This is a genomic window from Streptomyces paradoxus, from assembly GCF_014202475.1.
Lineage (GTDB): Bacteria > Actinomycetota > Actinomycetes > Streptomycetales > Streptomycetaceae > Streptomyces > Streptomyces paradoxus.
The window spans coordinates 533,178-557,342 of sequence record NZ_JACHGV010000002.1 but is presented as its reverse complement, the minus strand read 5'-3'; the positions used below and the strand labels follow the sequence as shown (position 1 = coordinate 557,342).

At 70.1% G+C, this 24,165-nt stretch carries 19 protein-coding genes; 15 read left to right on the top strand and 4 right to left on the bottom strand.

Features of this window, described 5'->3' with window-relative positions; all coding sequences use genetic code 11:
• Positions 1-47 precede the first annotated feature (47 nt).
• Complete coding sequence (locus HNR57_RS07465) at positions 48-1,727, bottom strand: PP2C family protein-serine/threonine phosphatase (RefSeq protein ID WP_184558019.1); 1,680 nt, start codon at positions 1,725-1,727, stop codon at positions 48-50.
• 467 nt (positions 1,728-2,194) lie between these two features.
• Entirely contained in the window at positions 2,195-2,407 is a 213-nt protein-coding gene (locus HNR57_RS07460) for a cytochrome c oxidase assembly protein COX20 family protein (RefSeq protein ID WP_184558016.1), read from the bottom strand.
• A gap of 281 nt (positions 2,408-2,688) precedes the next feature.
• On the opposite strand from HNR57_RS07460, the gene HNR57_RS40235 reads away from it, so the two are divergent.
• Positions 2,689-2,913: a DUF397 domain-containing protein gene (locus HNR57_RS40235; protein WP_313673005.1), complete on the top strand. Its 225-nt coding sequence runs from the start codon at positions 2,689-2,691 to the stop codon at positions 2,911-2,913.
• Here HNR57_RS40235 and HNR57_RS07450 read toward each other — a convergent pair.
• Both HNR57_RS07450 and HNR57_RS07445 read right to left on the bottom strand, forming a co-directional pair.
• Complete coding sequence (locus tag HNR57_RS07450; RefSeq protein ID WP_184558010.1) at positions 2,898-3,755, bottom strand: helix-turn-helix domain-containing protein; 858 nt, start codon at positions 3,753-3,755, stop codon at positions 2,898-2,900. The genes HNR57_RS40235 and HNR57_RS07450 overlap by 16 nt on opposite strands.
• A gap of 456 nt (positions 3,756-4,211) precedes the next feature.
• Positions 4,212-4,901 carry a GAF and ANTAR domain-containing protein gene (locus tag HNR57_RS07445; RefSeq protein WP_313673003.1) on the bottom strand — a complete coding sequence of 230 codons (690 nt, stop codon included), beginning with the start codon at positions 4,899-4,901 and terminating at the stop codon, positions 4,212-4,214.
• A 168-nt stretch (positions 4,902-5,069) separates the two neighbouring features.
• On the opposite strand from HNR57_RS07445, the gene HNR57_RS07440 reads away from it, so the two are divergent.
• The 14 genes from HNR57_RS07440 to HNR57_RS07375 all read left to right on the top strand — a co-directional run bounded on the left by HNR57_RS07440 (position 5,070) and on the right by HNR57_RS07375 (position 24,152).
• Positions 5,070-5,567: a DUF2975 domain-containing protein gene (locus HNR57_RS07440; RefSeq protein WP_184558007.1), complete on the top strand. Its 498-nt coding sequence runs from the start codon at positions 5,070-5,072 to the stop codon at positions 5,565-5,567.
• The gene (locus HNR57_RS07435; RefSeq protein WP_184558004.1) at positions 5,567-5,821 is read left to right on the top strand and encodes a helix-turn-helix domain-containing protein; all 255 of its coding nucleotides are present in this window, start codon (positions 5,567-5,569) and stop codon (positions 5,819-5,821) included. Before HNR57_RS07440 ends, HNR57_RS07435 begins: the two co-directional genes overlap by 1 nt.
• On the top strand, positions 5,821-6,288 hold the full coding sequence (locus tag HNR57_RS07430) for a GNAT family N-acetyltransferase (protein WP_184558002.1): 468 nt from the start codon (positions 5,821-5,823) through the stop codon (positions 6,286-6,288). The genes HNR57_RS07435 and HNR57_RS07430 overlap by 1 nt, the downstream gene beginning before the upstream one ends.
• Positions 6,289-6,387: 99 nt before the next feature.
• Entirely contained in the window at positions 6,388-7,620 is a 1,233-nt protein-coding gene (locus tag HNR57_RS07425) for a hypothetical protein (RefSeq protein ID WP_221342165.1), read from the top strand.
• A 48-nt stretch (positions 7,621-7,668) separates the two neighbouring features.
• The gene (locus HNR57_RS07420) at positions 7,669-8,451 is read left to right on the top strand and encodes a TIGR03936 family radical SAM-associated protein (protein ID WP_184557999.1); all 783 of its coding nucleotides are present in this window, start codon (positions 7,669-7,671) and stop codon (positions 8,449-8,451) included.
• Positions 8,452-8,711: 260 nt separating this feature from the next.
• On the top strand, positions 8,712-12,839 hold the full coding sequence (locus HNR57_RS07415; protein WP_184557996.1) for an Rne/Rng family ribonuclease: 4,128 nt from the start codon (positions 8,712-8,714) through the stop codon (positions 12,837-12,839).
• A 228-nt stretch (positions 12,840-13,067) separates the two neighbouring features.
• Entirely contained in the window at positions 13,068-13,388 is a 321-nt protein-coding gene (gene rplU / locus HNR57_RS07410; protein WP_030836278.1) for a 50S ribosomal protein L21, read from the top strand.
• Between the two features lie 14 nt (positions 13,389-13,402).
• On the top strand, positions 13,403-13,657 hold the full coding sequence (gene rpmA, locus HNR57_RS07405) for a 50S ribosomal protein L27 (protein WP_062926831.1): 255 nt from the start codon (positions 13,403-13,405) through the stop codon (positions 13,655-13,657).
• A gap of 102 nt (positions 13,658-13,759) precedes the next feature.
• Positions 13,760-15,196, top strand: coding sequence for a GTPase ObgE (gene obgE / locus HNR57_RS07400; protein WP_184557994.1), 1,437 nt, complete (start codon positions 13,760-13,762; stop codon positions 15,194-15,196).
• A 143-nt stretch (positions 15,197-15,339) separates the two neighbouring features.
• Entirely contained in the window at positions 15,340-16,818 is a 1,479-nt protein-coding gene (locus HNR57_RS07395; RefSeq protein ID WP_221342164.1) for an FG-GAP-like repeat-containing protein, read from the top strand.
• Positions 16,819-16,997: 179 nt separating this feature from the next.
• Positions 16,998-18,545, top strand: coding sequence for an alkaline phosphatase D family protein (locus HNR57_RS07390; RefSeq protein ID WP_184557989.1), 1,548 nt, complete (start codon positions 16,998-17,000; stop codon positions 18,543-18,545).
• 409 nt (positions 18,546-18,954) lie between these two features.
• Positions 18,955-20,451, top strand: a complete 1,497-nt coding sequence (locus HNR57_RS07385; protein WP_184557985.1) for a bifunctional cytidylyltransferase/SDR family oxidoreductase — start codon at positions 18,955-18,957, stop codon at positions 20,449-20,451.
• A gap of 204 nt (positions 20,452-20,655) precedes the next feature.
• On the top strand, positions 20,656-22,740 hold the full coding sequence (locus tag HNR57_RS07380; protein ID WP_184558871.1) for a CDP-glycerol glycerophosphotransferase family protein: 2,085 nt from the start codon (positions 20,656-20,658) through the stop codon (positions 22,738-22,740).
• Positions 22,741-22,943: 203 nt separating this feature from the next.
• Positions 22,944-24,152, top strand: a complete 1,209-nt coding sequence (locus HNR57_RS07375) for a glycosyltransferase family 2 protein (protein WP_184557982.1) — start codon at positions 22,944-22,946, stop codon at positions 24,150-24,152.
• The last annotated feature ends 13 nt before the right edge of the window (positions 24,153-24,165 follow it).

Sequence of the window (24,165 nt, the reverse complement as noted above, 5' to 3'; positions counted from 1 at the left end):
GTGCTGGATGCGCAATGCCTGTGGGAAGAGGCCGGGTCAGAACCGGGTCAGCTGCGGCCGTCGGGCCGGTTCAGACGAGCGAGCAGCAGAGCGACGTCGTCGCCCAGGCCGTGAGCCTTCCGCGTACTGGCGAGGAGGTCGTCGACAACGATCTCCAGGTCCGCAGTGGGAGCGCCTCGCAGCCCCTGGAGAAACCTCTCGGTGCCCTGGTCGATGTCCTTGTTCACGGCCTCGAGCAGGCCGTCGGTGGTCAGTGCGAGCACGCTGCCCGGAGTGATGCGCAGGCGGGTCGTCGGGTACCGCTGCTCCCGGTCGATCCCCAGAGGGAGGCCGCCGGGGACGTCCAGGAGGCGCGGTGGCCTGCGGGGCGTGATCAGCGCCGGGGACGGATGGCCTGCCCGGCACACCAGGAGCGTTCCGTCGGAGGGGTTGAGCGCCATGTAACAGCATGTGGCGAACAGGGCACTGTCCGGGTCCGAGTTCAGCTCGGTCAGCAGGCGGTTGGTGCGTTCCAGGACGGCCGCGGGCGGGTGCCCTTCGTTCGCGTAGGCATGCACGGCGGTACGCAGCCGCCCCATGAGAGACGCGGCGTGAACGCTGTGTCCCTGCACATCTCCTATGACCAGAGCCACCCCGCCGTCGGGCAGGCTGATGGCGTCGTACCAGTCGCCACCGATCCACATGCCGGAGGTGGCGGCCTGGTAGCGGGCGGCGATGGTCACACCCGGCACCGTGAGCGGCCCGCGCGGCAGCATGCCACGCTGGAGCTCGGTGGCGAGTGCGTGTTCCGACTCGTACATGCCGGCTCGCTCCAGTGACTGGGCGAGCAGTCCCATGGCGGCGACCAGGAGGGCCCGCTCCTCGTGCAGAAACTCCTGCGGCTCGGGGAAACTGACGAGGCATGAACTGATGCGGCCGCGCGAGTCCGTCAGCGGCAGTGCGGCCCACGCCTGCGGGGCCGGCTGCGCAAGTGGTGCCAGGTGCGGAAAACCGGTGATCAGTGCGTCCGCGGAGCCGATGAGAACGGGCGCCCTACGTGCGAGTGACTCCTCCACGAGTGTGCGGGCCATCGCGTCGAGGACGCGCAGGGAGTCCTCACCCTGCGCGTCGTCGGCGCATGAGGCGACGACGGTCAACCGGTCTCCCTCCGGGGTGATCACCGCCAGCGCGTCCGCTCCGAACGTACGCAGTCCTGCCTGTGCGGCGGCCATGATGTCCTTGACCGTCACCGCGGCGGCCAGAGCCGCGGTCAGCTCCCGCATCCAGCGTTCACGGGTGGCGCGCTCGTACAACCGCCGCCTCTCCGCCTCGTGGCGTTCATGGACGGCGGTCGTATCCATGACCACTCCGACCATGCGGGCCGGCAGCCCGTCGGCGCCGGGCAGGACGCGGCCCCGGGCTTCCAGGGACCGGTGGCGGCCGTGGCCGGCAGTGACGCGGTACTCGATCTGGTAGTTGCCGCAGGATTCCGCTATCAGTCCCAAGGCATCGCGTACATCGGCCAGATCGGACTCGTGCACTGCGGCCAGGAAGCTCGAGATGTCCGACGGGCCACTCGCGGGCATGCCGTGCAGCGCGAGGGTGATCGGATCGCAGCTCACCTCGCCTGTGGCGATCTCCCAGCAGAAGAAGCCCGCCTGCACGATGCTCGCACTGGCCTGGAAGGCGCTGGGATCGGACTCCTCTTCCCGGAATGCGGCAGTACGTACCGATCCGACGTCGTGCACTAGATCTCCCTGCCGTGGCGTGAACTACTTCCCTTCGAGGGATCAACTGTGCTCAACCGGATCGGCCACGCACTGTAGTGCGTGGCCGATGAAAACCAGCCAGTGGGGCGACCTGAGAGCCTAGGGGGTTGGGACACCATTCCCTCCCAAAGGTGAACGGGGCTCGCGCAGCGGAGTGTGCTTCCGCACGTTCAGGGAAGATCGCCTGATCGACCCGACTGTGGCCGGATCGTGCGCATGGTAGTGACTTTCCTGATCTTGCGCTAGACAGCGCACCCGGGAGACCGCGTAGGGCGGGGCATGCGAAGGCGTTCCAGCGCCCGGACCATCCCGGTCGCTGAACGGGCGACCAACCGGGCCATGGCGAAACGCCCACACCCCTGACGGTCAAGAACGCGGCGCCCGCGCCGAGCGGGCACGGGCACTGAGGGCTGTTCACCGGCTCACCGGCTCACCGGCTCACCGGCTCACCGCAAGAGTTCGCAGATCTTGAACAGCAGCATGGTGATGGCGATGAAGGTGCCCCCTGCCCAGGTGGCCGCACCGAGGATCGTCGCGTGGAGGAGTACGGCCAGCACGCCCGCTGCGAGGCCGGTGAGCAGGCCGATCAGTAAGGCGATGACGATGAGCAGGGCTCGCTGCGACAGTCCTCCGGCCGGGGGAGGCGGTACCTGGGTCATGACACGCCTCCGCCCGGGCTCGCTATTCGCGGGGCCTGGCCGGTGACACAACTCGCGTTACTATCTGCCATGAGGCTTCCTGGTTGAGTCGAGTGGACGAGGTTGCTTCGCGGTGGGGGAGTACTCGGACGATGCTTGCCGGCTGACCGAGCGCTCCCCTTCCTGCTGTGAAAAACTCTTCGCGTTCTTGGCCGAAAACCGGTGTCGAGATCATCGGCATTTCGGCGGCCTTGGCAGTCATGCCTCCTGCCGTCATACTGACGGCCACAGGCTGACTGTGCGTGGTACTGCAGTGCGGGATTGGGGGAGTCGTGACCTTTCCGGATCCGACATCGGAGTGGCGGAAGAGTTCTGCCAGTGTTGGCGAAAACTGCGTCGAAGTCTCTTTGACTCGTCCCGTCAGGGTCAGGGATTCGAAAGTCTCCGAGGGGCCCTGCCTGGCGGTCGGTTCAGCGGCCTGGAAATCCTTTTTGAATTCCCTGCCTTCCTGTTATGCCGTGAGCTGAGGAAGATTTGCGCTCCATTCAGTGATGGGTCGGGCGTAACGGTTCTCGATCTCCCAGAAGGCTTCGAGGTAGTTTTCAACGCTCCGTTGCACACCGACGATCGCCTTGTTGTTGAGGATGACGCTCCCGTCGGGGTTCTCGAGATATACCACCCGTTCCTGATCGGCTTTGGCGAATTCGAAGATGACGTACGGTGAACGCAAGAGCGGGTACAGTCCGCTGCTGAAAGGCACCACCCCGACGCTCACATGATCCAGCGCGCTGACGTTCTGCAGATGCCGGACCTGAGCTTCCATCAACTCGCTGCTGCCCACGACCCTTCGAAGCGCGGCCTCGTCGATCAGGAACCGCAGCTCGGTGCTCGACGATTCGCTCAGCATGCGTTCCTGGCGTTTCATGCGGAGGTCGAGCAGTTCCTCCTTCTCCGGGACCACGGACTGCTGGAGGGCGACGTGCGCGTACTCCTCGGTCTGCAGCAGGCCGGGGATGAACAGCGCCTCGAAGTTCCGGATCACGGACGCGGACGCCTCATAGCCCAGGTAGGACTGGAAACCCTCCGACAGCAGGGAGCGGTACTCGTACCACCAGGGCTGCCGTCGCGCCTCCTCAGCCGCGCGACGCAACTTCTCCGATTCGTCGGATGAGAGTCCGTAGAAGCTGATCAATGCTTTCAGGTCGGTCATGGAGATCTTCACCCTGCCTGACTCCAGGCGCATGACTTTCGACAGGGACCATCCCGTCTCCCGCGCAACATCAGGCTGTGTGTAGCCCGCCTTTTTGCGCGCCTCTTGAAGCTGTGAGCTCAGACGGTGGCGGTGAACCATCGGGTCGGCATCGGGCATGAAAAGCTCCTTCTGGTGCCACGGGTCGGTCCGCCGCCAGGCACTTCGACCGTGTTCAAGACGACCAGTTTCGCAAGGCTACGCGGATTTTTGCTAGGTGTCACTATGCCTCACGGCTCTTCGCTCTGGTCGCCAACTCTGAAAGGGATGCGCGGGATGAGTGGGAAAGAATGAAACATCGATACGGTTCACCGGGACGTGTGATCGATATATTCACTCGCTTGAGTGACTTTGGTTCGTCGACCCCCGGGAATTGCCGGATCCACTCCCCTTGCTCATACGGAAAGTGGAGCAACAGTGACCCCGGCGCTCGCGTCGCGCCTCACGCGCGATGAACCCGGGATGTGAGAGTCCCGCCCTGAGGGGGACTCGCTGATTAGGCCCGGTTGGCGACGCTCCCCCGGGGGGCCGACCCGGTCAGGTTCCCCCAGTTCGGAATGTGTGCTGGGGGAGCCGTCAGATCAGGCGGCCCTCTTCGCAGACTCGCCGGGCGACCTCACGCAGCTTGATGTTCTTCTCCTGGGAGTAGCGGCGCAGCACGTCGAAGGCCTGCTCCTCGGTGAGGCGGTGGCTGCCCATGAGGATGCCCATGGCCTCCCCGATGACGTGGCGCGTGGCCATGGCCTGCTCCATCTGGGCGTGGCTGCGGGCGCTGGAGAAGGCGATCGCCGCGTGCGAGGCCAGCAGCCAGCCGGCGGTCTCGCTGTCGTCCGTGAAGGCGCCCGGCCGGTGCGAGTAGAGGTCGAGCGCGCCGAGATCCTCGTCCTCGGTGTAAAGCAGGAAGCCCATCATGCTCCCGACGCCCAGTTCACGGGCCTGCGCGGCGTAGGCGGGCCAGCGGGGCTGCTCGGTGGTGAAGTCGGCGATGCGGAACACGCGCTGACCGGTGCTGGTGCGGGCCGCGTCGAAGCAGGGACCTTCCGCGAGGCGCTCCTGCAACCGGTCGCTCTCGACGACCAGGTCGTGGGTGGGCGCCAGCGTCTCCACGTTCTTGCCGTGGAGGAGGAGAATGCCGGCCGCGTCGCAGCCCGGCACGCGTTCCGTGGCAGCCCTGGTGATGTGCTGCAGCGTCGCGCCGACAGAGTCCTGGGCGAGCAGGTCGCGCGCCATGGCGGCCATCTCCCGTGCGAACACGCGCCAGTCCACTGTCGTCCTCCTCGGTCCGAGTGCTGGCCATGCATGTCTCTTGCCACGGTGTCACGCGCTGCACACCCCGGCAGCCGCGTGCCATGTTCGTCTTCCCCGCGGACCGACCCTTGCACCACCTATCGAGTTTCGATAGATTTCCATCGTGGTTCGATCGAAGGAGTGGTGATGGGGAGGCTGGCCGTAGCGGGATTGCGCGGGGTGCTCGTGGTGCTGCTCGCCGGATCGTTGTTCGTGCAGGGGGTGATGGTGCCGCTGCTGGCCGCCGACATGGACGGGCTCAGGCCCGAGTACGCCTATCTGCGCACCCCGATCCTGGTGATCACGGTCCTGGGTATCGTGACGGCACAGGTCGTCGTGGTCTGCGTGTGGCGGCTGGTGACGATGGTGCGTCGCGGGACGGTCTTCTCCACCGCCGCCTTCCGCTACGTACACATCGTCATCGGCGCGTTCGTGGCGGCCGCCCTGCTGGTCTTCGCGCTCGCGGTCGTGCTCGCACCGGGCGAGGCCGTGGCTCCCGGGGTGGTCCTGCTGCTGTGCGGGGTCGTCGTGGCCGTGCTCGGCGTCGCGCTGATCGTGCTCGTGCTGCGGATGCTGCTCGCGCAGGCCGTCGCACGCGACATGGAGGCGGCCCAGATGCAGGCCGAGCTGGAAGAGGTCATCTGATGCCCATCGCCGTCGACATCGACGTGATGCTGGCCAAGCGCAAGATGTCCGTGGGCGAACTGGCGGAACGCGTCGGCATCACCCCCGCCAACCTGGCGGTCCTCAAGAACGGCCGTGCCAAGGCGGTCCGTTTCTCGACCCTCGCCGCGCTGTGCGAGGTGCTGGAGTGCCAGCCGGGGGATCTGCTGCGCTGGGAGACGGAGGGGGCGGCCGGCCCTGCGCCCGACCCGACGGCCGACTCGACAATGGCCTGATGGAGAACATCGGCATCCGCCCGGCCCGGCCCGCTGAACTCGCGGCAGTGGCCACCCTCCGCTGGGAATGGCTCGTCGAGAACGGCTCGGAGGACCTCGGCGAACGCGAGGACTTCGTACGGCACTTCGTCACCTGGGCGGGGGAGAACGCCGGATCTCACCGCTGCATGGTCCTCGTCCGGGACGACCGGGTCATCGGCATGGCCTGGCTCGCGGTGGTGCAGCGGGTGCCCACGCCCCGTGCGCCGCGACGGGCCTCCGGCGATCTGCAGTGCGTCTACGTCGTACCCGAGGCGCGGGACGGCGGGCTGGGCGGGCGGCTCATCCAGGCCGTCCTGGACGGAGCACGCGAGCTCGGGCTGGAGCGTGTGACCGTCCACTCCACTACCCGGGCGATCCCCGCGTACGCCCGCAGCGGCTTCCAAGGGTCACCCCGGCTGCTCCAGGCGCAGGTCACCCGCGCGTGAGCCGTATGATCTTGCGGCTGAGCGGGGGAACTGCGGGAGAACGGGGCGGGACTGTGCGGTGCTGGATCCGGACGGGGCACTGAAGGCGTCTACGACGGTATGGATCTGGAGAAGCGACCCCGCGAGGGTTACGAGGCGCGGGTCGATCCGCGAACGAGCACCGCGGCGCAGGGCGTCGCCGAGCGGCCGGCCGGGCCGGCGGCCCGGCACGAGCCCGAGACGCCGGAGGGGTGTCTCGCCGTGGCGATCCGGATTCCCGTGCGGATCATCGTGCTCGTCCTCGTCGTTCCGGTGCGGATGCTGTGGGACGCGCTCGTCGTGGCCGGACGGTTCCTGAACGACGTCCTGCTCCGGCCGCTCGGCCGGGCGCTGCTGTGGCTCGGGCGGGCGGTGTTCGTCTGGCCGTTCGTGGGGCTGTGGCGCTACGTCGCCGTGCCGGTGGGCAAGGCCCTCGGATGGCTCGGCAACGTCCTCGTCGTCGTGCCGCTGGTCTGGCTCTACCGGTACGTGCTGACCCCCGTGGGGCACGCGATCGCGTGGGCCGCCCGGGGTGTCGGTGCCGGGGCCGGCTGGATCGCCAGAGGTGTGGGAGCCGCGCTCGGCTGGGTGTACGCCACCCTGCTCACGCCCGTCGGGCACGCGGTGATGTGGGTTCTGAAGGGGATCGGCACCGGGCTCGCCGCGCTCGGCCTCGGCGTCTGGACGGCCGTGGCGTGGCTGGCGAGGTACCTCGTCGTCGTGCCCGCCGTCTGGCTGTACACCTGGGTGCTCGCGCCCGTCGGCCGTGCGGTCGCCTGGTGCTGCAAGGGGCTCGTGTGGCTGGTGAGCGTGATCGTCACCGGTGTCGGCACGGCCCTCTACTGGATCGCCCGCATCCTGTTCGTCCTGCCCGCGCTCGCCCTCTGGCGCTGGATCCTCACGCCGGCCGGGCGCGTCCTCGCCGTCATCGGCCGGGAGGTGTGGGACGCACTCGGCCACGCCTGGCGCGTCGCCGGGCACATCTCGCTCGCCGTCGGGCGCCTGCTCGCCACCCTCTTCCGGTGGATCTTCGTCGAACCGGTCCGGTGGGTGTACCGCAGCGTGCTGACGCCCGTCGGGCACGTCGTACGGGACGCCGTGCTGCGGCCCGCCGCCGAGGCCGCCCGCAGTGTGCGGCGGGCGACCCGGCAGGCGCTGGCCGCCGCCCGGGAGTCCGTACGCCAGGCCCGCGCCGACTTCCGGCGGATGCTCTTCGGTCAGCCGCGACAGCCGCAGCCCGTCGACCGGAGGGAACCTTCGGGGCGCGAGCCACGTACTCTTGGTAGCAGTACGACCGCTCTCACGAAGGACTGAACGACACTGGGCAAGCGACAGCCCGAAGGCCCGCCGCCCGCACCCGCGGTGCAGCGCATCCGACTGCGTTACACCAAGCGCGGCCGCCTCCGGTTCACCAGCCACCGTGACTTCCAGCGCGCCTTCGAGCGTGCGTTGCGCCGTGCCGAGGTGCCGATGGCCTACTCGGCGGGCTTCACACCGCACCCGAAGGTGTCGTACGCCAATGCCGCACCCACCGGCACGGGCAGTGAGGCGGAATACCTGGAGATCGCCCTCACCGCGCCCCGCGACCCGGAGCAGCTCAGGGCCCTCCTCGACGAGTCGCTGCCCACCGGGCTCGACATCACCGACGCGGTCGAGGCCCGCACCTCGGGGCTCGCCGACCGGCTGACGGCTTCCGTCTGGGAGCTCCGGCTGGACGGAGTGCCGCCGGAGGAGGCCCGCCGGGCGGCGGACGCCTTCAACGCGGCCGAGACCGTCGAGGTCCAGCGCCTCGCCAAGAACGGCGTCCGTACGTTCGACGCCCGCTCCGCCGTGGCGAGCCTGGAGGTCCGCGACCTCACGGAAACGCACAGTTCGCAGGCTGATAGGCCGACCGACCAGCCCTGTGCGATACTGCGGCTGGTTGTTCGGCACGTGACGCCTGCCGTACGACCCGACGACGTCCTGTCCGGTCTCCGCGCCGTGGCCGACCTGGCGCCGCCGGTCCCCGCAGCGGTGACCAGGCTGGCGCAGGGGCTGTTCGATGAAGAGACCGGCACGGTGACCGACCCGCTCGCGCCCGACCGCGAGGCAGCCGAGGCCCACTCAACGGCCGACCCGACTGCCGCCGCGACGGCGCCGGCGTAAGGAAGGTCCCGCGTAGGGACGGACGTCGTAGCGCCGCCCTCGGACTCGGGAGCCACCTGGGTCGGGCAGCGCACCGACCAGAAGACTTTCGCCAGGCCGTACGCATTCGGCGTACGGAACCGGCGAGACAGGACACAGAGAGCTCCCGTGCGGCGCCCGCGCCCCGGACGGCGGCGAACGCGCACAGCGCGCGCCGCGGACGTCACCGGCATCGCCGGACCAGGCGCGGCGCCCGGGAGCCTGACGGGAGATAAGCCCGCATGCTCGAACCGACCGAACCCACAGAGGGTTCCGAACAGAACACTCCCAGCGACACCCTGCCGCCCCGCCGGCGGCGGCGTGCCGCGTCCCGCCCGGCGGGTCCGCCCACCGGTGCCTCCTCCGACGCGCCGGTGGAGACGGTCGCGCCGGCCATACCGGCCGCCGAGGCCGAGGATCTCGCGGCCGACGCCGTAGAGGCCGACGAGGTCGAAGAAGCCACTGCCGAGGCAGTCGAGGCTTCCGGGACGGACACGGCTCCCGAGGCCGTGGAGAGCGACGAGGCCGCCGCGCCCGCTCCGCCCAAGCGGCGTCGCGCCGTGCGCCGGGCCTCCGCACCCGCCGGCGCTCCGGAGGCCGCCGAGGCCGCCGCGACCGTGGTCCCGGTGACCACCGGCACCCCCGCCGTCGCCGAGCCGGCCGAGGCCGCCGCCCCCGCTGAGGTGTCCGAGGACGCCGCCCCCAAGCGCACCCGGCGCCGCGCCACGCGCACCGTGACCTCGCCCGCCGCCCCGGCGGAGGCCGCCGAGACGGTCGCCGCCCCGGCTGAGGCCGACGGCCCGGAGCCGGCGGTCGTGGCCGACGGCGCAGCCGAAGGTGCCGAGGCCGCCGTTGAAGAGGCTGCTCCGCGTCGGACTCGCCGGCGTGCCTCGCGGAAGGCGTCCGCGCCTGCCGGGGCGCCTTCCGCCGCGGACGCGGTGGAGGGGAACGCCGAGGAGGCGAAGGCACCTGTGACCGAGACCCCCGCCGCCGAGCCCGCCCGCGCGTCCGAGGCCACCGCCTCCGGGACCGCTGCCGCCGAGCCCGCCCCCGCTGCCGCCGAGGCCCCCGCCGAAACCGCCGCCGAGGCTGCCGAGCCGGCCGAGGAGAGCGGTCCGCGGCGCCGCCGCCGGGTCGTGCGCCGGGCCGCCGGCGGTTTCGCCGAGCCCGCCCAGCCCGCAAAGGGCGCGCGCGCCTCGAAGGCCGCCCGGGGATCCGCGGACGCGGCCGACAGTGAGAACGAGCCGGCCTCGCGTCCGAGGCGGCCCGCCGTCGCGCTGTTCCAGGCGCCCGTCTTCACCGAGCCCCAGTTCCAGACGCCGGAGCGGGCCGCCGCCGCTGCCGCCGCCGAAGCGGCCGGGGCAGTGGAGCCCGAGGAGCCCGAGGAGTCCGCGCCCGCCGAGGCCCAGCGCGAGGAGCCGGCCGGCGGTTCGCGTCGCCGGCGTCGGCGCCGGGGTGCCGGTGACGACTCCGAGGCACAGTCCCAGGCCCCCGAGACCGCCCCCGTCGACACCACCGCCGACGAGGCGGAGGAGGCCGACGAGGCCGCTGAGGACCAGGCCGACGGTGACGACCAGGAGGAGTCCGAGGGCACCGGCTCGCGCCGCCGCCGTCGCCGGGGCGGCCGCCGCCGCAGGCGCGGTGAGTCTGCCGAGTCCGACGGTGAGGGCGGCGAGGACGCCGAGTCCGAGCAGGGCGCCGCGCAGGACACCGAGGACGGCGCCGAGGAGGACGACGAGGACTCCGAGGACGCCACCGACCGCGACGAGTCCGGCGGAAGCGGCTCCAGCAGCAGCCGTCGCCGCCGTCGTCGCCGTCGCCGTGCCGGTGACTCCGGAACCGAGGCCGAGCCCTCCGACGACGACCCCGAGCGCACGGTCGTCAAGGTCCGCGAGCCCCGCCCCAAGGCCGAGCCGTCCGACGAGGTGCAGTCCATCAAGGGCTCGACCCGTCTGGAGGCCAAGAAGCAGCGCCGCCGCGAAGGCCGCGAGCAGGGCCGCCGCCGCGTCCCCATCATCACCGAGGCCGAGTTCCTGGCCCGCCGTGAGGCCGTCGAGCGCGTGATGGTCGTCCGCCAGCACGGCGACCGCACGCAGATCGGCGTCCTCGAGGACGACGTGCTCGTCGAGCACTACGTCAACAAGGAGCAGTCGACCTCGTACGTCGGCAACGTCTACCTCGGCAAGGTGCAGAACGTGCTGCCGTCGATGGAGGCCGCCTTCATCGACATCGGCAAGGGCCGCAACGCCGTGCTGTACGCCGGTGAGGTCAACTTCGAGGCGCTGGGCATGGCTCACGGGCCGCGGCGCATCGAATCCGCCCTCAAGTCCGGCCAGTCGGTGCTCGTCCAGGTGACGAAGGACCCCATCGGCCACAAGGGCGCCCGTCTGACCAGCCAGGTCTCCCTCCCGGGCCGCTACCTCGTGTACGTGCCCGAGGGCTCCATGACCGGCATCAGCCGCAAGCTGCCCGACACCGAGCGGGCCCGGCTGAAGACCATCCTCAAGAAGATCGTCCCCGAGGACGCGGGCGTCATCGTGCGCACCGCCGCCGAGGGCGCGAGCGAGGACGAGCTGCGCCGGGACGTCGAGCGGCTGCAGCAGCAGTGGGAGGACATCCAGAAGAAGGCCAAGAACGGCAACGCGCCGACGCTGCTGTACGGCGAGCCGGACATGACCGTCCGGGTCGTGCGCGACATCTTCAACGAGGACTTCTCCAAGGTCGTCGTCAGCGGTGACGAGGCGTGGTCGACCATCCACGGGTACGTCTCGCACGTCGCGCCGGACCTCGCGGAGCGGCTGTCGAGGTGGACCTCCGAGGTCGACGTCTTCGCCACGTACCGGATCGACGAACAGCTCGCCAAGGCCCTCGACCGCAAGGTCTGGCTGCCCAGTGGCGGTTCGCTGGTGATCGACCGGACCGAGGCGATGGTCGTCGTCGACGTCAACACCGGCAAGTTCACCGGCCAGGGCGGCAACCTGGAAGAGACCGTCACCAGGAACAACCTGGAGGCGGCCGAGGAGATCGTGCGCCAGCTGCGGCTGCGCGACCTCGGCGGCATCATCGTCATCGACTTCATCGACATGGTGCTGGAGTCCAACCGGGACCTGGTGCTGCGGCGCCTGCTGGAGTGCCTGGGCCGGGACCGTACGAAGCACCAGGTCGCGGAAGTGACCTCGCTGGGGCTCGTGCAGATGACCCGCAAGCGGGTCGGGCAGGGCCTGCTGGAGTCCTTCTCCGAGACCTGTGTCCACTGCAACGGCCGCGGTGTCATCGTGCACATGGAGCAGCCGACGGCCCCCGGAGGCGGCGGCAAGCGCAAGAAGCGCGCGCGTGCCGGTGCCGCCGAGCAGCCGCACGTGCACGAGGCCGTCGAGACCGCCGAGCAGGAGGCCGAGACCGAGTCGGAGGTCGTCGCCGAGGTCGCCGAGCCGGTCGCGCTGCCCGAGCCGTCCTTCGAGCCCGACGAGGAGCTGTACAGCAGTGCCGCCGAGGCGGAGGCAGCGGCCGGCCGTGGCCGGTCGCGGCGCCGGGCGAGCCGGCGGGTGTCGGCTCCGGCGGGCGCCCCGCGCGCCGAGACGGCGGAGCCGAAGGCCGAGCAGGGCAGGGACAAGGCCCGGCGGGGCCGCGGCCGGGCCGAGCAGGCCGAGGCCGAGGTGCCGACGGCTCAGGACGTGACCGCCGAGCAGGAGGTCGCCCGTCCGGTGCAGCCGGAGCCGGCCGCCGAGGCGCAGGCCGAGCCGATGGCCGTGGAGGACCCGGTGGTCGAGGCCGCGCAGGCCGCTCCGGTCGAGGAGGCCGCGCCCAAGGGCCGTACCCGGCGGCGGGCCACCCGCAAGGTGTCCGCTCCGGCCGGTTCTCCGGCGGGGGCCGAGGCGGCCGTGGTGACGGTCGCCGAGACCGCACCGGCGGTGTCCGAGGCCGAGACCGCCGAGGCTGCCGAAGCGCCCGAGCCGGCCGGACAGCCCGAGGCGCCCGCCGAGAGCGCCGCCCCGGTCCGTCCGCGGCGCCGTGCCGTGCGCAAGCCCACGGTGTCCACGGCGTCCGAGGAGACGGCCGTCGTGGTCGTCCCGTCGGCCGCGTCCGAGGAGGTGCCCGCCTCCGGCGGTGCCGTCACGGAGGAGGCCGTCGAGGAGTCGGCCCCCGCCAAGAAGACGGCCCGCAAGACGGCCAAGAAGGCCACCGCGAAGAAGGCCACGGCCACCAAGAAGACGGCCGCGAAGAAGACCGCGGCCAAGAAGACGACGGCCAAGAAGGCGGCGAAGACCACCAAGACGGCCGCCAAGAAGACCGCGTCGAAGAAGACCGTGGCGGCGGAGCAGTCGGCGTCGTCCGCGTCCTCCGTCTCGGCCTCCACCGACGAGGGCTGAGATCCACCGCCTGTGCGACCGGCGTGACCGGTCGCACAGGTGGCGGGCCCGGCTCGGTTTGACCCCTTCGGCCGCGGCCCCGTAACCTTGACCGTCGGCGTGTCGACTGACACGTCACATCCCCGTAAACCTCATCCTCCGGGCGCCGGGCGCCAGGAGAGGCCGCTCGCTGAGTCGGGCGGCTGGCCTGCGGGGGTGCCGTTTCCCGAGCTAGAGAGTGAGTTCCGCGTGTACGCCATCGTGCGCAGCGGTGGTCGCCAGCACAAGGTTGCTGTCGGCGACATCGTTGAGGTTGACAAGATTTCCACTGCCAAGGTTGGCGACTCGGTCGAGCTCTCGACCCTGCTCGTTGTCGACGGCGACGCCGTGACCAGCGACCCGTGGGTGCTGGCCGGCATCAAGGTCCAGGCCGAGGTCGTGGACCACCACAAGGGCCAGAAGATCGACATTCTGCGCTACAAGAACAAGACGGGTTACCGCCGTCGCCAGGGCCACCGCCAGCAGTACACGGCGATCAAGGTCACTGAGATCCCCACGGCTGCGAAGTAAGGGACTGAGGAGAAATGGCACACAAGAAGGGCGCATCGTCCACCCGGAACGGTCGCGACTCCAATGCCCAGCGGCTCGGCGTGAAGCGCTTCGGCGGTCAGGTCGTCAACGCGGGTGAGATCCTGGTCCGTCAGCGTGGCACCCACTTCCACCCGGGCTCCGGCGTCGGCCGTGGCGGCGACGACACGCTGTTCGCGCTCTCGGCGGGTGCGGTGCAGTTCGGCACCCACCGTGGCCGCAAGGTCGTGAACATCGTTCCGGTCGCCTGATCGGAAACTTTCGCGAGGCGGACCTCACTTCCCTCACGGGAAGCGGGTCCGCCTTTCGCGTGTTACCCCTAGACATTCCCGCAGTAACTGGAGGCACATCCCATGACCACCTTCGTGGACCGCGTCGAGCTGCATGTCGCCGCGGGTAGCGGAGGCCACGGCTGTGCCTCCGTCCACCGTGAGAAGTTCAAGCCCCTCGGGGGGCCGGACGGCGGCAACGGCGGACGTGGCGGGGACGTGATCCTCACCGTCGACCAGTCGATCACCACGCTCCTCGACTACCACCACTCGCCGCACCGCAAGGCCACCAACGGCAAGCCCGGCGAGGGCGGCAACCGCTTCGGCAAGGACGGGCAGGACCTCGTCCTGCCGGTTCCGGACGGCACGGTGGTGCTGGACAAGGCGGGCAACGTCCTCGCCGACCTGGTCGGGCACGGCACGTCGTACGTCGCCGCGCAGGGCGGCCGGGGCGGGCTCGGCAACGCGGCGCTGGCCTCCGCCCGGCGCAAGGCGCCCGGCTTCGCGCTGCTCGGCGAGCCGGGGGACATGCGGGACGTCGTCCTGGAGCTGAAGACGGTCGCCGACGTGGCGCTCGTCGGGTACCCGAGCGCCGGCAAGTCGTCGCTGATCTCGGTGCTGAGCGCCGCCAAGCCGAAGATCGCCGACTACCCCTTCACCACCCTCGTGCCCAACCTCGGTGTCGTCACGGCCGGTTCGACCGTCTACACGATCGCGGACGTGCCCGGGCTGATTCCCGGGGCCAGCCAGGGCAAGGGCCTGGGCCTGGAGTTCCTGCGGCACGTGGAGCGGTGCAGCGTGCTCGTGCACGTCCTGGACACCGCGACGCTGGAGTCGGACCGCGACCCGGTCTCCGACCTCGACATCATCGAGGAGGAGCTGCGGCAGTACGGCGGGCTGGACAAGCGGCCGCGGATCGTCGTCCTGAACAAGATCGACGTACCGGACGGCAAGGACCTGGCCGAGATGGTGCGGCCCGACCTGGAGGCGCGCGGCTACCGCGTCTTCGAGGTGTCGGCCGTGGCGCACATGGGCCTGAAGGAGCTGTCGTACGCGCTCGCGGAGTTCGTGGCGAAGGCGCGGGCCGCGAAGCCGAAGGAAGAGGCCACCCGGATCGTGATCCGGCCCAAGGCCGTGGACGACACCGGCTTCACCGTGACGCGCGAGGCCGACGGCCTGTTCCGGGTGCGCGGCGAGAAGCCCGAGCGCTGGGTGCGCCAGACCGACTTCAACAACGACGAGGCCGTCGGCTACCTCGCGGACCGGCTCAACCGGCTCGGTGTCGAGGAGCAGCTGATGAAGGCGGGCGCCCGCGGTGGCGACGGCGTCGCCATCGGCCCCGAGGACAACGCGGTCGTCTTCGACTGGGAGCCGTCCATGACGGCCGGGGCCGAAATGCTCGGCCGGCGCGGTGAGGACCACCGGTTCGAGGGGGAGCGGCCGGCCGCGCAGCGCCGCAAGGACCGGCAGGCCGAACGGGACGAAGCGCAGCAGGAGTTCGACGACTTCGAGCCGTTCTGAGTTAACAAAGAGCAAATTCGCAACGGACTTGGGTGCAACCAAGCCGTTCTCCGGTGAGTCGTACAGGGCGGTGCGGTGAGGATCTTGTTCCTCGCCGCACCACAACTGCCCAGCGGATCAACGGAGTCGACGTGCCACAGTCCATGAGCAAGCGCAGGGTCGGCCGGACGGTCGCGGCGGCCGTCGCCGTCGTCGCGGCCGTGACCACCCCGGTGGCCGCGCACGCCGCCCCCGCCGCCCCGTCCGTCGCCGAGAAGAAACTCCGGGACGACTTCAACGGCGACGGCTACCAGGACCTGGCCGTCGCGGCCCCGCACGGCAAGGTCGACGGGCAGGGCCAGGCCGGGTACGTGGCCGTCGTGTACGGCTCGGCCAAGGGCATCGACCTGACGCACCAGCAGGTCATCAGCCAGAACACCCCGGGCATACCCGGTGCCGCGGAGACCAACGACGACTACGGCGACGGTCTCGCCGCCGGCGACCTCGACGGCGACGGCTACGCCGACCTGGTCGTGGGCGCCCCGGGTGAGGGCGTCGGGGAGGTCACCTACGCCGGTACCCTCGCCGTGCTGTGGGGCGGGAAGCGGGGCCTGTCGGGCGGTACGGCCGTGGCCACCGGCACCGAGGAGGACCGGGTCGACGCCGAGACCCCCTCGCTCGGCGACTTCAACGGCGACGGCCATCTGGATCTCGCCACCGGCAACCGCCTGCTGTACGGGCCGTTCGACCGCACCACCGGCGCCGCGCAGAGCCGGACCCTCGCCATCGAGTCCGAGTACTTCACGGACGACGTGGCCGCCGGGGACATCGACCACGACGGCATCACGGACCTGGTCGCGCTCATCCACGACCGCAACAACGACGACATGCACGACCCGGACTACAAGCACCGCCGCGCGGTCTACCTGCGGGGCACTCCCGACGGCCTGAGCGCCCCCGCCCCGCTGAACAACCCCGACGGCACCCGCATGCGCGGCGGCGAGCGCCTCGGCGTAGGCGACGTGGACAAGGACGGGTACGCCGACCTCGTCATCGGCCGCCCGAACGACGGCTTCGGCGAGGTCGATCTCGACGACCCGCTGCTGAAGGGCGGTCAGATCGGCGTCGTGCACGGCTCGGCCGACGGCCCCGACACCTCCCGCACCACGATCATCACGCAGGGCACCCCCGAGGTGCCCGGCAGCTCGGAGTGGGCCGACGGTTTCGGCGGCGGCCTCTCCGTCGGCGACGTCAACGCCGACGGCTACGCGGACGTCACCACGGGCAGTGCGAGCGAGGACCTCGGGGACGTGTACGCGGCCGGCCAGGTCACCGTCCTGCGCGGCGGCAAGAAGGGGCTCACCGGGGAGGGCGCCTACAGCATGAACCAGAACACCAGGAACGTCCCCGGCACGGCGGAGCAGAACGACTTCTTCGGCAGCGACACCACGCTGCTCGACGTCAACGGTGACGGCAGGGCCGAGCTGTTCGCCGGCGCCCCGGGCGAGAACCGGGACGGCGGAGTCTGGGCGTTCCCCAACCCGGTCAACACCCCCACCGCGACCGGCTCGGTCAGCTTCGGCGCGGGCACCCTCGGCACGGTCAGGAGCGGCTCCGGACTCGGCGCGGGTTTCGCTCGCTGACCCGGTACTGATCACCTGTCAGACTCGCCCCGGCAACGGCTTGTTCCGATGCTGGCGGCGAGTCTCTCTTTGTCTGCTTAGTTGTCATGTACGTGAACCCCGGCGTTCAGCGGGCGGACCGCCCGCGAACGTGAAGCTTCCCAGTGTCCAAGTGGCCAGCGAGGTAAGGGAGTCAGCCGATGACAGCAGGATCGCCCGACCGACGCCGCTTTCTGACCGCCGGCGCCGCGGTGCTCGGCGCCGCCGCCTCCGCCCAGCTCTGGCTTCCGGCCGCCGCCCGCGCGGCCGAGACGCCGCTGCCCGACGGTGTGTTCAGCCTCGGCGTCTCCTCAGGCGACCCGCTGCCCGACGGCGTCGTGCTGTGGACCAGGCTGGCCCCCGACCCGCTGAACGGCGGCGGTATGCCCGACCGGGTGGTGCCGGTGGAATGGCAGCTCGCGGAGGACCACCGGTTCAGAAAGCCCGTCCGACGGGGCACCGCCCAGGCCCGGCCCGAGTACGGGCACAGCGTTCACGTGGACGTACGCGGGCTGCGCGCGGACCGTACGTACTGGTACCGCTTCCGCACCAGCGGGCAGCTCTCTCCCGTGGGCCGCACCCGCACCGCGCCCCACCCCCACAGCTCCGGTGGCTCCCTGCGCATGGCTCTCGCCTCCTGCCAGAACTGGCAGCACGGCTACTTCACGCCATACGCGGACATGCTCGACCAGGACCCGGACGTCGTGGTGTTCGTCGGCGACTACATCTACGAGTCCACGCCCTCGGCGACGGCCCTGCGGCGGCACGAGGGCACCGGCGAGCCGTTCAGCCTCGTCCAGTACCGCAACCGGTACGCCCAGTACCGGACGGACCCCGATCTCGCGGCGATGCACGCCAACGCGCCCTTCGTGGTGACCTTCGACGACCACGAGGTGGACAACGACTTCGCGGGCGAGATCCCGCAGGACCCCGACAAGCAGCCGCACGACGCGTTCGTGGCCCGGCTCACCGCGGCCTACCAGGCGTTCTACGAGCACATGCCGGTGCGTGCCACCGCCGTCCCGGACGGCCCGCACATCCGGATGTACCGCCGCCTGGAGTTCGGCCGCCTGGCCCGGCTCAACGTCCTGGACACCCGCCAGTACCGCAGCGACCAGGCCACCAGCCAGGAAGGCGCCCAGGACCCGTCGCTGACCATGCTCGGCGCGCGGCAGAAGCAGTGGCTGCTGAACGGGCTGCAGGACTCGCCCGCCCGCTGGAACCTCATCGCCTCCCAGATCATGATGGCCGAGACGGACCTCAAGGTCGGCGAGGGCAAGCTCTGGTTCTACGACGCCTGGGACGGCTACCAGGCCGAACGCAACCGGTTCCTCCAGGAGTTCCGGCAGGTCCGCAACCCGGTCGTGCTCTCCGGCGACCGGCACCTGACGATGATCAGCGACCTCAAGGAGGACTACGCCGACCCGGACTCCGGGGTCGTCGGAGCCGAGTTCGTCGGCACCTCCATCTCCAGCAACGGCGACCAGGACCAGGAGGCCTTCCGCAGGGAGTGGGACCCGCGGCGCCCGGACAACCCGCACTGGAAACTGCTCGACGCGCACCGCGGCTACCACCTCTTCGACGTCCACCGCGACCGCATCGACGCCCAGGTCAGGGTGGTCGACACGGTTCGGCAGGCCACGGCGACCCCGAGCACGCTGGCCCGGCTGAGGGTCCGGGCGGGCCGCCCGGGCGTCGAGGTCGTCTGACCGCACCCGCGTGGCGCGTGAGCCCGGGACTCCTCCGCGGAGTCCCGGGCTCACGGCGTATGGCCCGGCCGAGACCAAAACGCTGCGGAATCTTGATCCGGAAATCGGCCGTGACACCGGGCACACCCGCAAAGCGCGTACCGTGCACCGGACATCGTCCAAGGAACTCGTGCGGGTCCTCGGTCGCCGCCGGCGCAAGCGGCTTCGGCGTCGCTGCGCTTCTGTGGAGTTACTCACAGCAATTCCCGGGGCGGCCGCAGCGCCGGCGGAACCGTCTCGCCAATCACCGGCGTCACCAGGTGAATGAGGGGTTGCGCGCACATATGCGGTGGAGGTCGCTCACCTTGCATTGCGGTAACCACAAGTGGGACCATTTCGAAGTTCCCTGTCGCCCCAAGGTAGGTCACCTGTGTCCCAGCACATAGCCAAGCCCCGTACCACCGCAGTGATCCTGGCCGGTGGCACCGGTCAGCGCGTGGGTCTGTCGATCCCCAAGCAGCTGCTGAAGATCGCCGGCAAGGCAGTCATCGAGCACACGCTGGCCACCTTCGAGAAGGCCGACTCGATCGACGACATCATCGTGCTGATGGCGCCGGGTTACGTGCCCGACATCGAGAAGATCGTCGCGAAGGCCGGATTCAAGAAGGTCTCGAAGGTCATCGAGGGCGGCTCCACGAGGAACGAGACCACCGAGCGCGCCATCGCCGCGCTGGGCGAGGGCCTGGCCGAGGGCGAGGACGCCAACGTCCTCTTCCACGACGCCGTGCGCCCCCTGCTCTCGCAGCGCGTCATCGACGACTGCGTCGTCGCCCTGGAGCGCTTCCAGGCCGTCGACGTGGCCATCCCGTCCGCGGACACCATCATCGTCACGCGCACGCACGGCGAGGACGGCGAGTTCATCACCGAGATCCCGGACCGCTCCCGGCTGCGCCGCGGCCAGACGCCGCAGGCTTTCAAGCTGTCCACGATCAAGCGGGCCTACGAGGTCGCCGCCGGCGACCCCAACTTCCAGGCGACCGACGACTGCTCCGTCGTGCTCAAGTACCTGCCGGACGTGCCGATCCACGTCGTCGCGGGTGACGAGTACAACATGAAGGTCACCCAGCCCGTCGACGTCTTCATCGCCGACAAGCTCTTCCAGCTCGCCTCCACGGCCGCGCCCGAGCAGGTCTCCGAGGAGGCCTACCGCGAGCTGCTGACCGGCAAGACCATGGTCGTCTTCGGCGGCAGCTACGGCATCGGCAAGGACATCGCCGAGCTCGCCGAGTCCTACGGCGCCAAGGTCTACGCCCTGGGCCGCTCCACCACCGGCACCCACGTGGAGAACCCGGAGGAGGTCGACGACGCCCTGTCCAAGGCCTACGCCGAGACGGGCCGCATCGACTACGTGGTGAACACCGCCGGTGTGCTGCGCATAGGCAAGCTCGCCGAGACCGACAACGCCACCATCGAGGAGGCGCTGAAGGTCAACTACCTGGCCCCGGTGCAGATCGCCCGGTCGTCGTACAAGTACCTGTCCGAGACCAAGGGCCAGTTGCTGCTCTACACCTCCAGCAGCTACACGCGCGGCCGTGCCGAGTACAGCCTGTACTCCTCCACCAAGGCCGCCATGGTGAACCTCACCCAGGCGCTGTCCGACGAGTGGGCCGGCGACGGCGTCCGCGTCAACTGCATCAACCCCGAGCGCACCGCCACCCCCATGCGCACCAAGGCCTTCGGCCAGGAGCCCTCGGGTTCCCTGCTGTCCTCCGAGGCCGTGGCCCGCACCTCGCTCGACGTGCTGCTCTCCGAGCTCACCGGCCACGTCATCGACGTCCGCCAGCAGGACCCGACGGCCGGCGCGGCCCGGGCCTCCGGCTTCGAGCAGGCACTGGCCACGGTGCTGGACCGGCAGGACGGCGTGTAATAATTGGCGCCAAATAGACTTCAGTAATTCAGGCCTCTGCGCCCTCCTGTTAACGGGTTTTCGTCGACAGGAGTGTTCGCAGGGGCCTGAATCCATACAGTCTCGCGAATATTCACAGACCAGCCGCATTCTCGAACCAAGACCGGCACACCCCTCCCAAGAGCAGGTTTCTCCGTGATATCCACCGCTATTCGCGTCGCCCGGGTGGGCAGCGCGGCCGAGCTGGCCGCGGCGGTCCTCATGGTGGCGGGCTTCCCCGCCCTCATGCTGGCCGCGCTCGTCCCGAGCGTTCCCGCCTTCGCGGCAGCGGCCGCCGTGACGTACCTGGCGGACCACTATCTGCACCGCAAGGGCAGCTACCTGATCAACCGCCTCGGCAAGGTGCGGGCGGGCCTGTCGATCCGCTTCCTGATCCGGCAGCTGCTGCTCGTCCTGCTGCTGGCCCGGCTGTCCCTCGCGGACAACCTGATCTACTACGGGGCGATCGCCTGCTTCATCGCCTTCTACGGTCTGCAGGCCCCGCACGGCGCGCTCGTCCAGCTGATACGCAACCGCCGCCGCATGCCGGTCGCCACCCGCAACGTCGACCTGGCCTCCCGCATCCGCATCCCGGACGCCCCGCCCCGCAGGCTGCTGCACCGCTCCGCCGAGAAGATGCTCCACCTCGACCTCGCGGCGGTCGTCGGCATCCTGGTCGCGGCCCAGGTCAAGTCGGCCCTGATCGGCTTCATCGGCATCGGCGTCACCGTGGCCGTGGCCACCCTGTACGTCCTGACGCTGGTGCCGTACGTGCGCGGCCGGAAGATCCCGCCGAACGCCGAGAAGGTCCTGGCCGCCGTCGACGACTGGCTGGGCGAGTACAAGCCCGAGACGGTCCTGTACTTCTCCGGTTCGAAGGACTCCGCCTACCAGGTCAACATGTGGCTCGACACCATGGAGAAGCTGGAGTCCAAGCCGCTGATCATCCTGCGTGAGCGGGCCATCCTGAACAATCTGGCGCCCACCACGGTCCCCGTCATCTGCGTGCCCGGAGGGGTGCACCTGATGAACATGGACCTCTCCACGGTGCGCGTCGCGCTCTACGCGGCCAACGTCGGCAAGAACATCCACATGCTGCGCGTGCCCACCATCAAGCACGTCTTCATCGGCCACGGCGACAGCGACAAGCTCGCCAGCGTCAACCCGTACAGCAAGGTCTACGACGAGGTGTGGACGGCCGGCCGCGCGGGCCGCGACCGCTACGCCATCGCCGACGTCGGTGTCCGCGACGACGACATCGTCGAGGTCGGCCGCCCGCAGCTCGCCCCGATCCAGACCTGGCAGGGTGTGCCCGAGGGCCGTATCCCGACGGTGCTGTACGCCCCCACCTGGGAGGGCTGGGACGGCAACCCGGGCAACACCTCGGTCGTGCTGGCCGGCGAGAACATCGTGAAGCAGCTCGTGCAGGCCGACCCGCCGGTCCGCGTCCTGTACAAGCCGCACCCCTTCACCGGCAACGTCAGCAAGGAGGCCGGCGCCGCGCATCGGCGGATCACCGCCCTGGTGCAGAAGGCCGCCGCCGAGCGCGCCATCGACAGCCGGTTCATCCCCGACACCGCCGCCCAGGCGCAGGCCAAGGCCGAGCTGGACCGGATCCAGGCCCGGCTCGCGCAGCTGTCCGGCTCCGGCGGCGACCGTGGCGACGAGGCCGTGGCCACCCGTGACGGGCTGATCGACGTCGCCCGGCACGAGGAGGTCGCCCGGCTGCGCGCCGAGTGGAACGACGCCTACTGGCGTTCCTTCCCGTCCTGGGAGCACCGCGTCATCACCGGCGCCGAGCCGCGGCTGTACGACTGCTTCAACGTCTCCGACGCCATGGTCTCCGACATCTCCAGCGTGGTCTCCGACTTCATCGCGAGCGGCAAGCCGTACGCGGTCACGGACTCCGCCGAGGTGGGCGTCGAGGAGTTCAAGCGGAACAACACCGCTGTGCGGGCGGCGGTGATCCTGTCCAACAGCGCATCCGAGCTGGGCGAGTTGCTCGGTGCGGTCCGCGCCCCGGACGCCGACCCGCTGGCCGAGGACCGCAAGGAGCTCAAGCAGTACCTGCTGGGCCCGGACGAGCCGACCTCGCTGGAGCAGTTCAACACCGCCGTCGCGAACCTCGCCCTCAAGGCCGAGACCCGCAACCGCGGCCAGCAGTCGCGGGACGCGGCCGCCCTCGCGGAGAGCGAGGCCGAGCTGGCGAACGCCGTGCCCGGGCAGCGGGTGGCCACGGCCGGTGACACGGACGAGGTCGGTACGGCCTGAACTTCCGCCGCCGACTGAAGAGTTCGGCCCCGAGGAGCTTCTCCTCGGGGCCGAACTCTTTCTGCTTCCCGGGCCGTGCCGGTCCATTGTGTGACGTGTCCCACTAACACCCGTGTGCGAGGCAACCGCTTGCCTCGATCACCCGTCTATCAGGTAGCGAATGAGGCGATACGGGGGGAATATCCCATTGACTAGGGGGAAACGTGACCGTGACGCAGCCTGATGTGAGTGTGATCATCGGTGCGTACGAAGCGATGCCGTATCTGATCGAGTGCCTCTCGTCCGTCGAGGCACAGACCATCGATCCGACGCGCGTCGAGGTCATCGCCGTGGACGACGGTTCGACGGACGGAACGGGGGAGTACCTGGAGGAGTTCGCCGAGCGGGCTCCCATGCACGTTCTGGTGATCCGTCAGGAGAACTCCGGCGGCCCCAGCGGCCCGCGCAACGTCGGCCTGAGCAAGGCCACGGGGCGCTACGTCTTCTTCCTCGACGCCGACGACCGGCTGGGCCCCGAGGCCCTGGAGCGCATGGTCGGCATGGCCGACCGGGCCGGCACGGACGTGGTGCTCGGCAGGGTCGAGGGCGTCAACCGCTCGGCGCCGAAGTCCATGTGGGGCAAGACGGTGGAGCGGACGGACGTCTTCTCCTCCAACATCAAGTTCACGCTCAGCGCGCAGAAGCTGTTCCGCCGTGAACTGCTGGACCGGCACGGCATGCGCTTCGACGAGTCGCTGTTCACCGGCGAGGACGCACTGTTCACCATGGAGGCGTATCTCCGGGCGGACGGCGTCTCCGTGGTAGCCGACCACACCTGCTACTACCTGGTCGGCCGCGACGACGGCAAGCACGTGACGAAGAGCGGCAGTTACACGCTGCGCTTCGACTCCGCGCGGGCCTTGATGGAGCTCATCGCCGAACTCGTTCCCGCGGGCGGCCGGCGTGACCAGCTGATGGTCCGGCCCTTCCTGGTCACGCTGCTGCCACAGTTCGGGCCGAAGTACCTGACGGACAGCGAGGAGATACGCCGGCACAAGTTCGAGCTGGCCAAGCCGCTGATGGACACCTACTGGACCGAGGGCGTCGCCCACCGGCTCAAGGTCCACGAGCGGCTGCGGCTGCACCTGGTCGCCGAGCAGCGCCCGGAACTGCTCCTGGACGTGGTGAAGTTCGTCAAGGCCAAGAAGCAGGCGGCGGCCCTCCTGGAGAGGAAGGGCCGCCGGGTGTACCTGGCCTACCCGCACTTCCGGGACCGCGCCGCGGGCGTCCCCGACTCCGTGTACCTCGCCGAGCCCCGGGAGGCCCGGGCCTTCCCGGGCTACCGCGAGGGCGGCGTCGACACCTTCGTACGCCGGGCGGTGCGCAAGGCGCGGCGGGTCATCACCTCACGAGAGGTGCGGCACGCGGCGTGACCGGGCCTGCCGC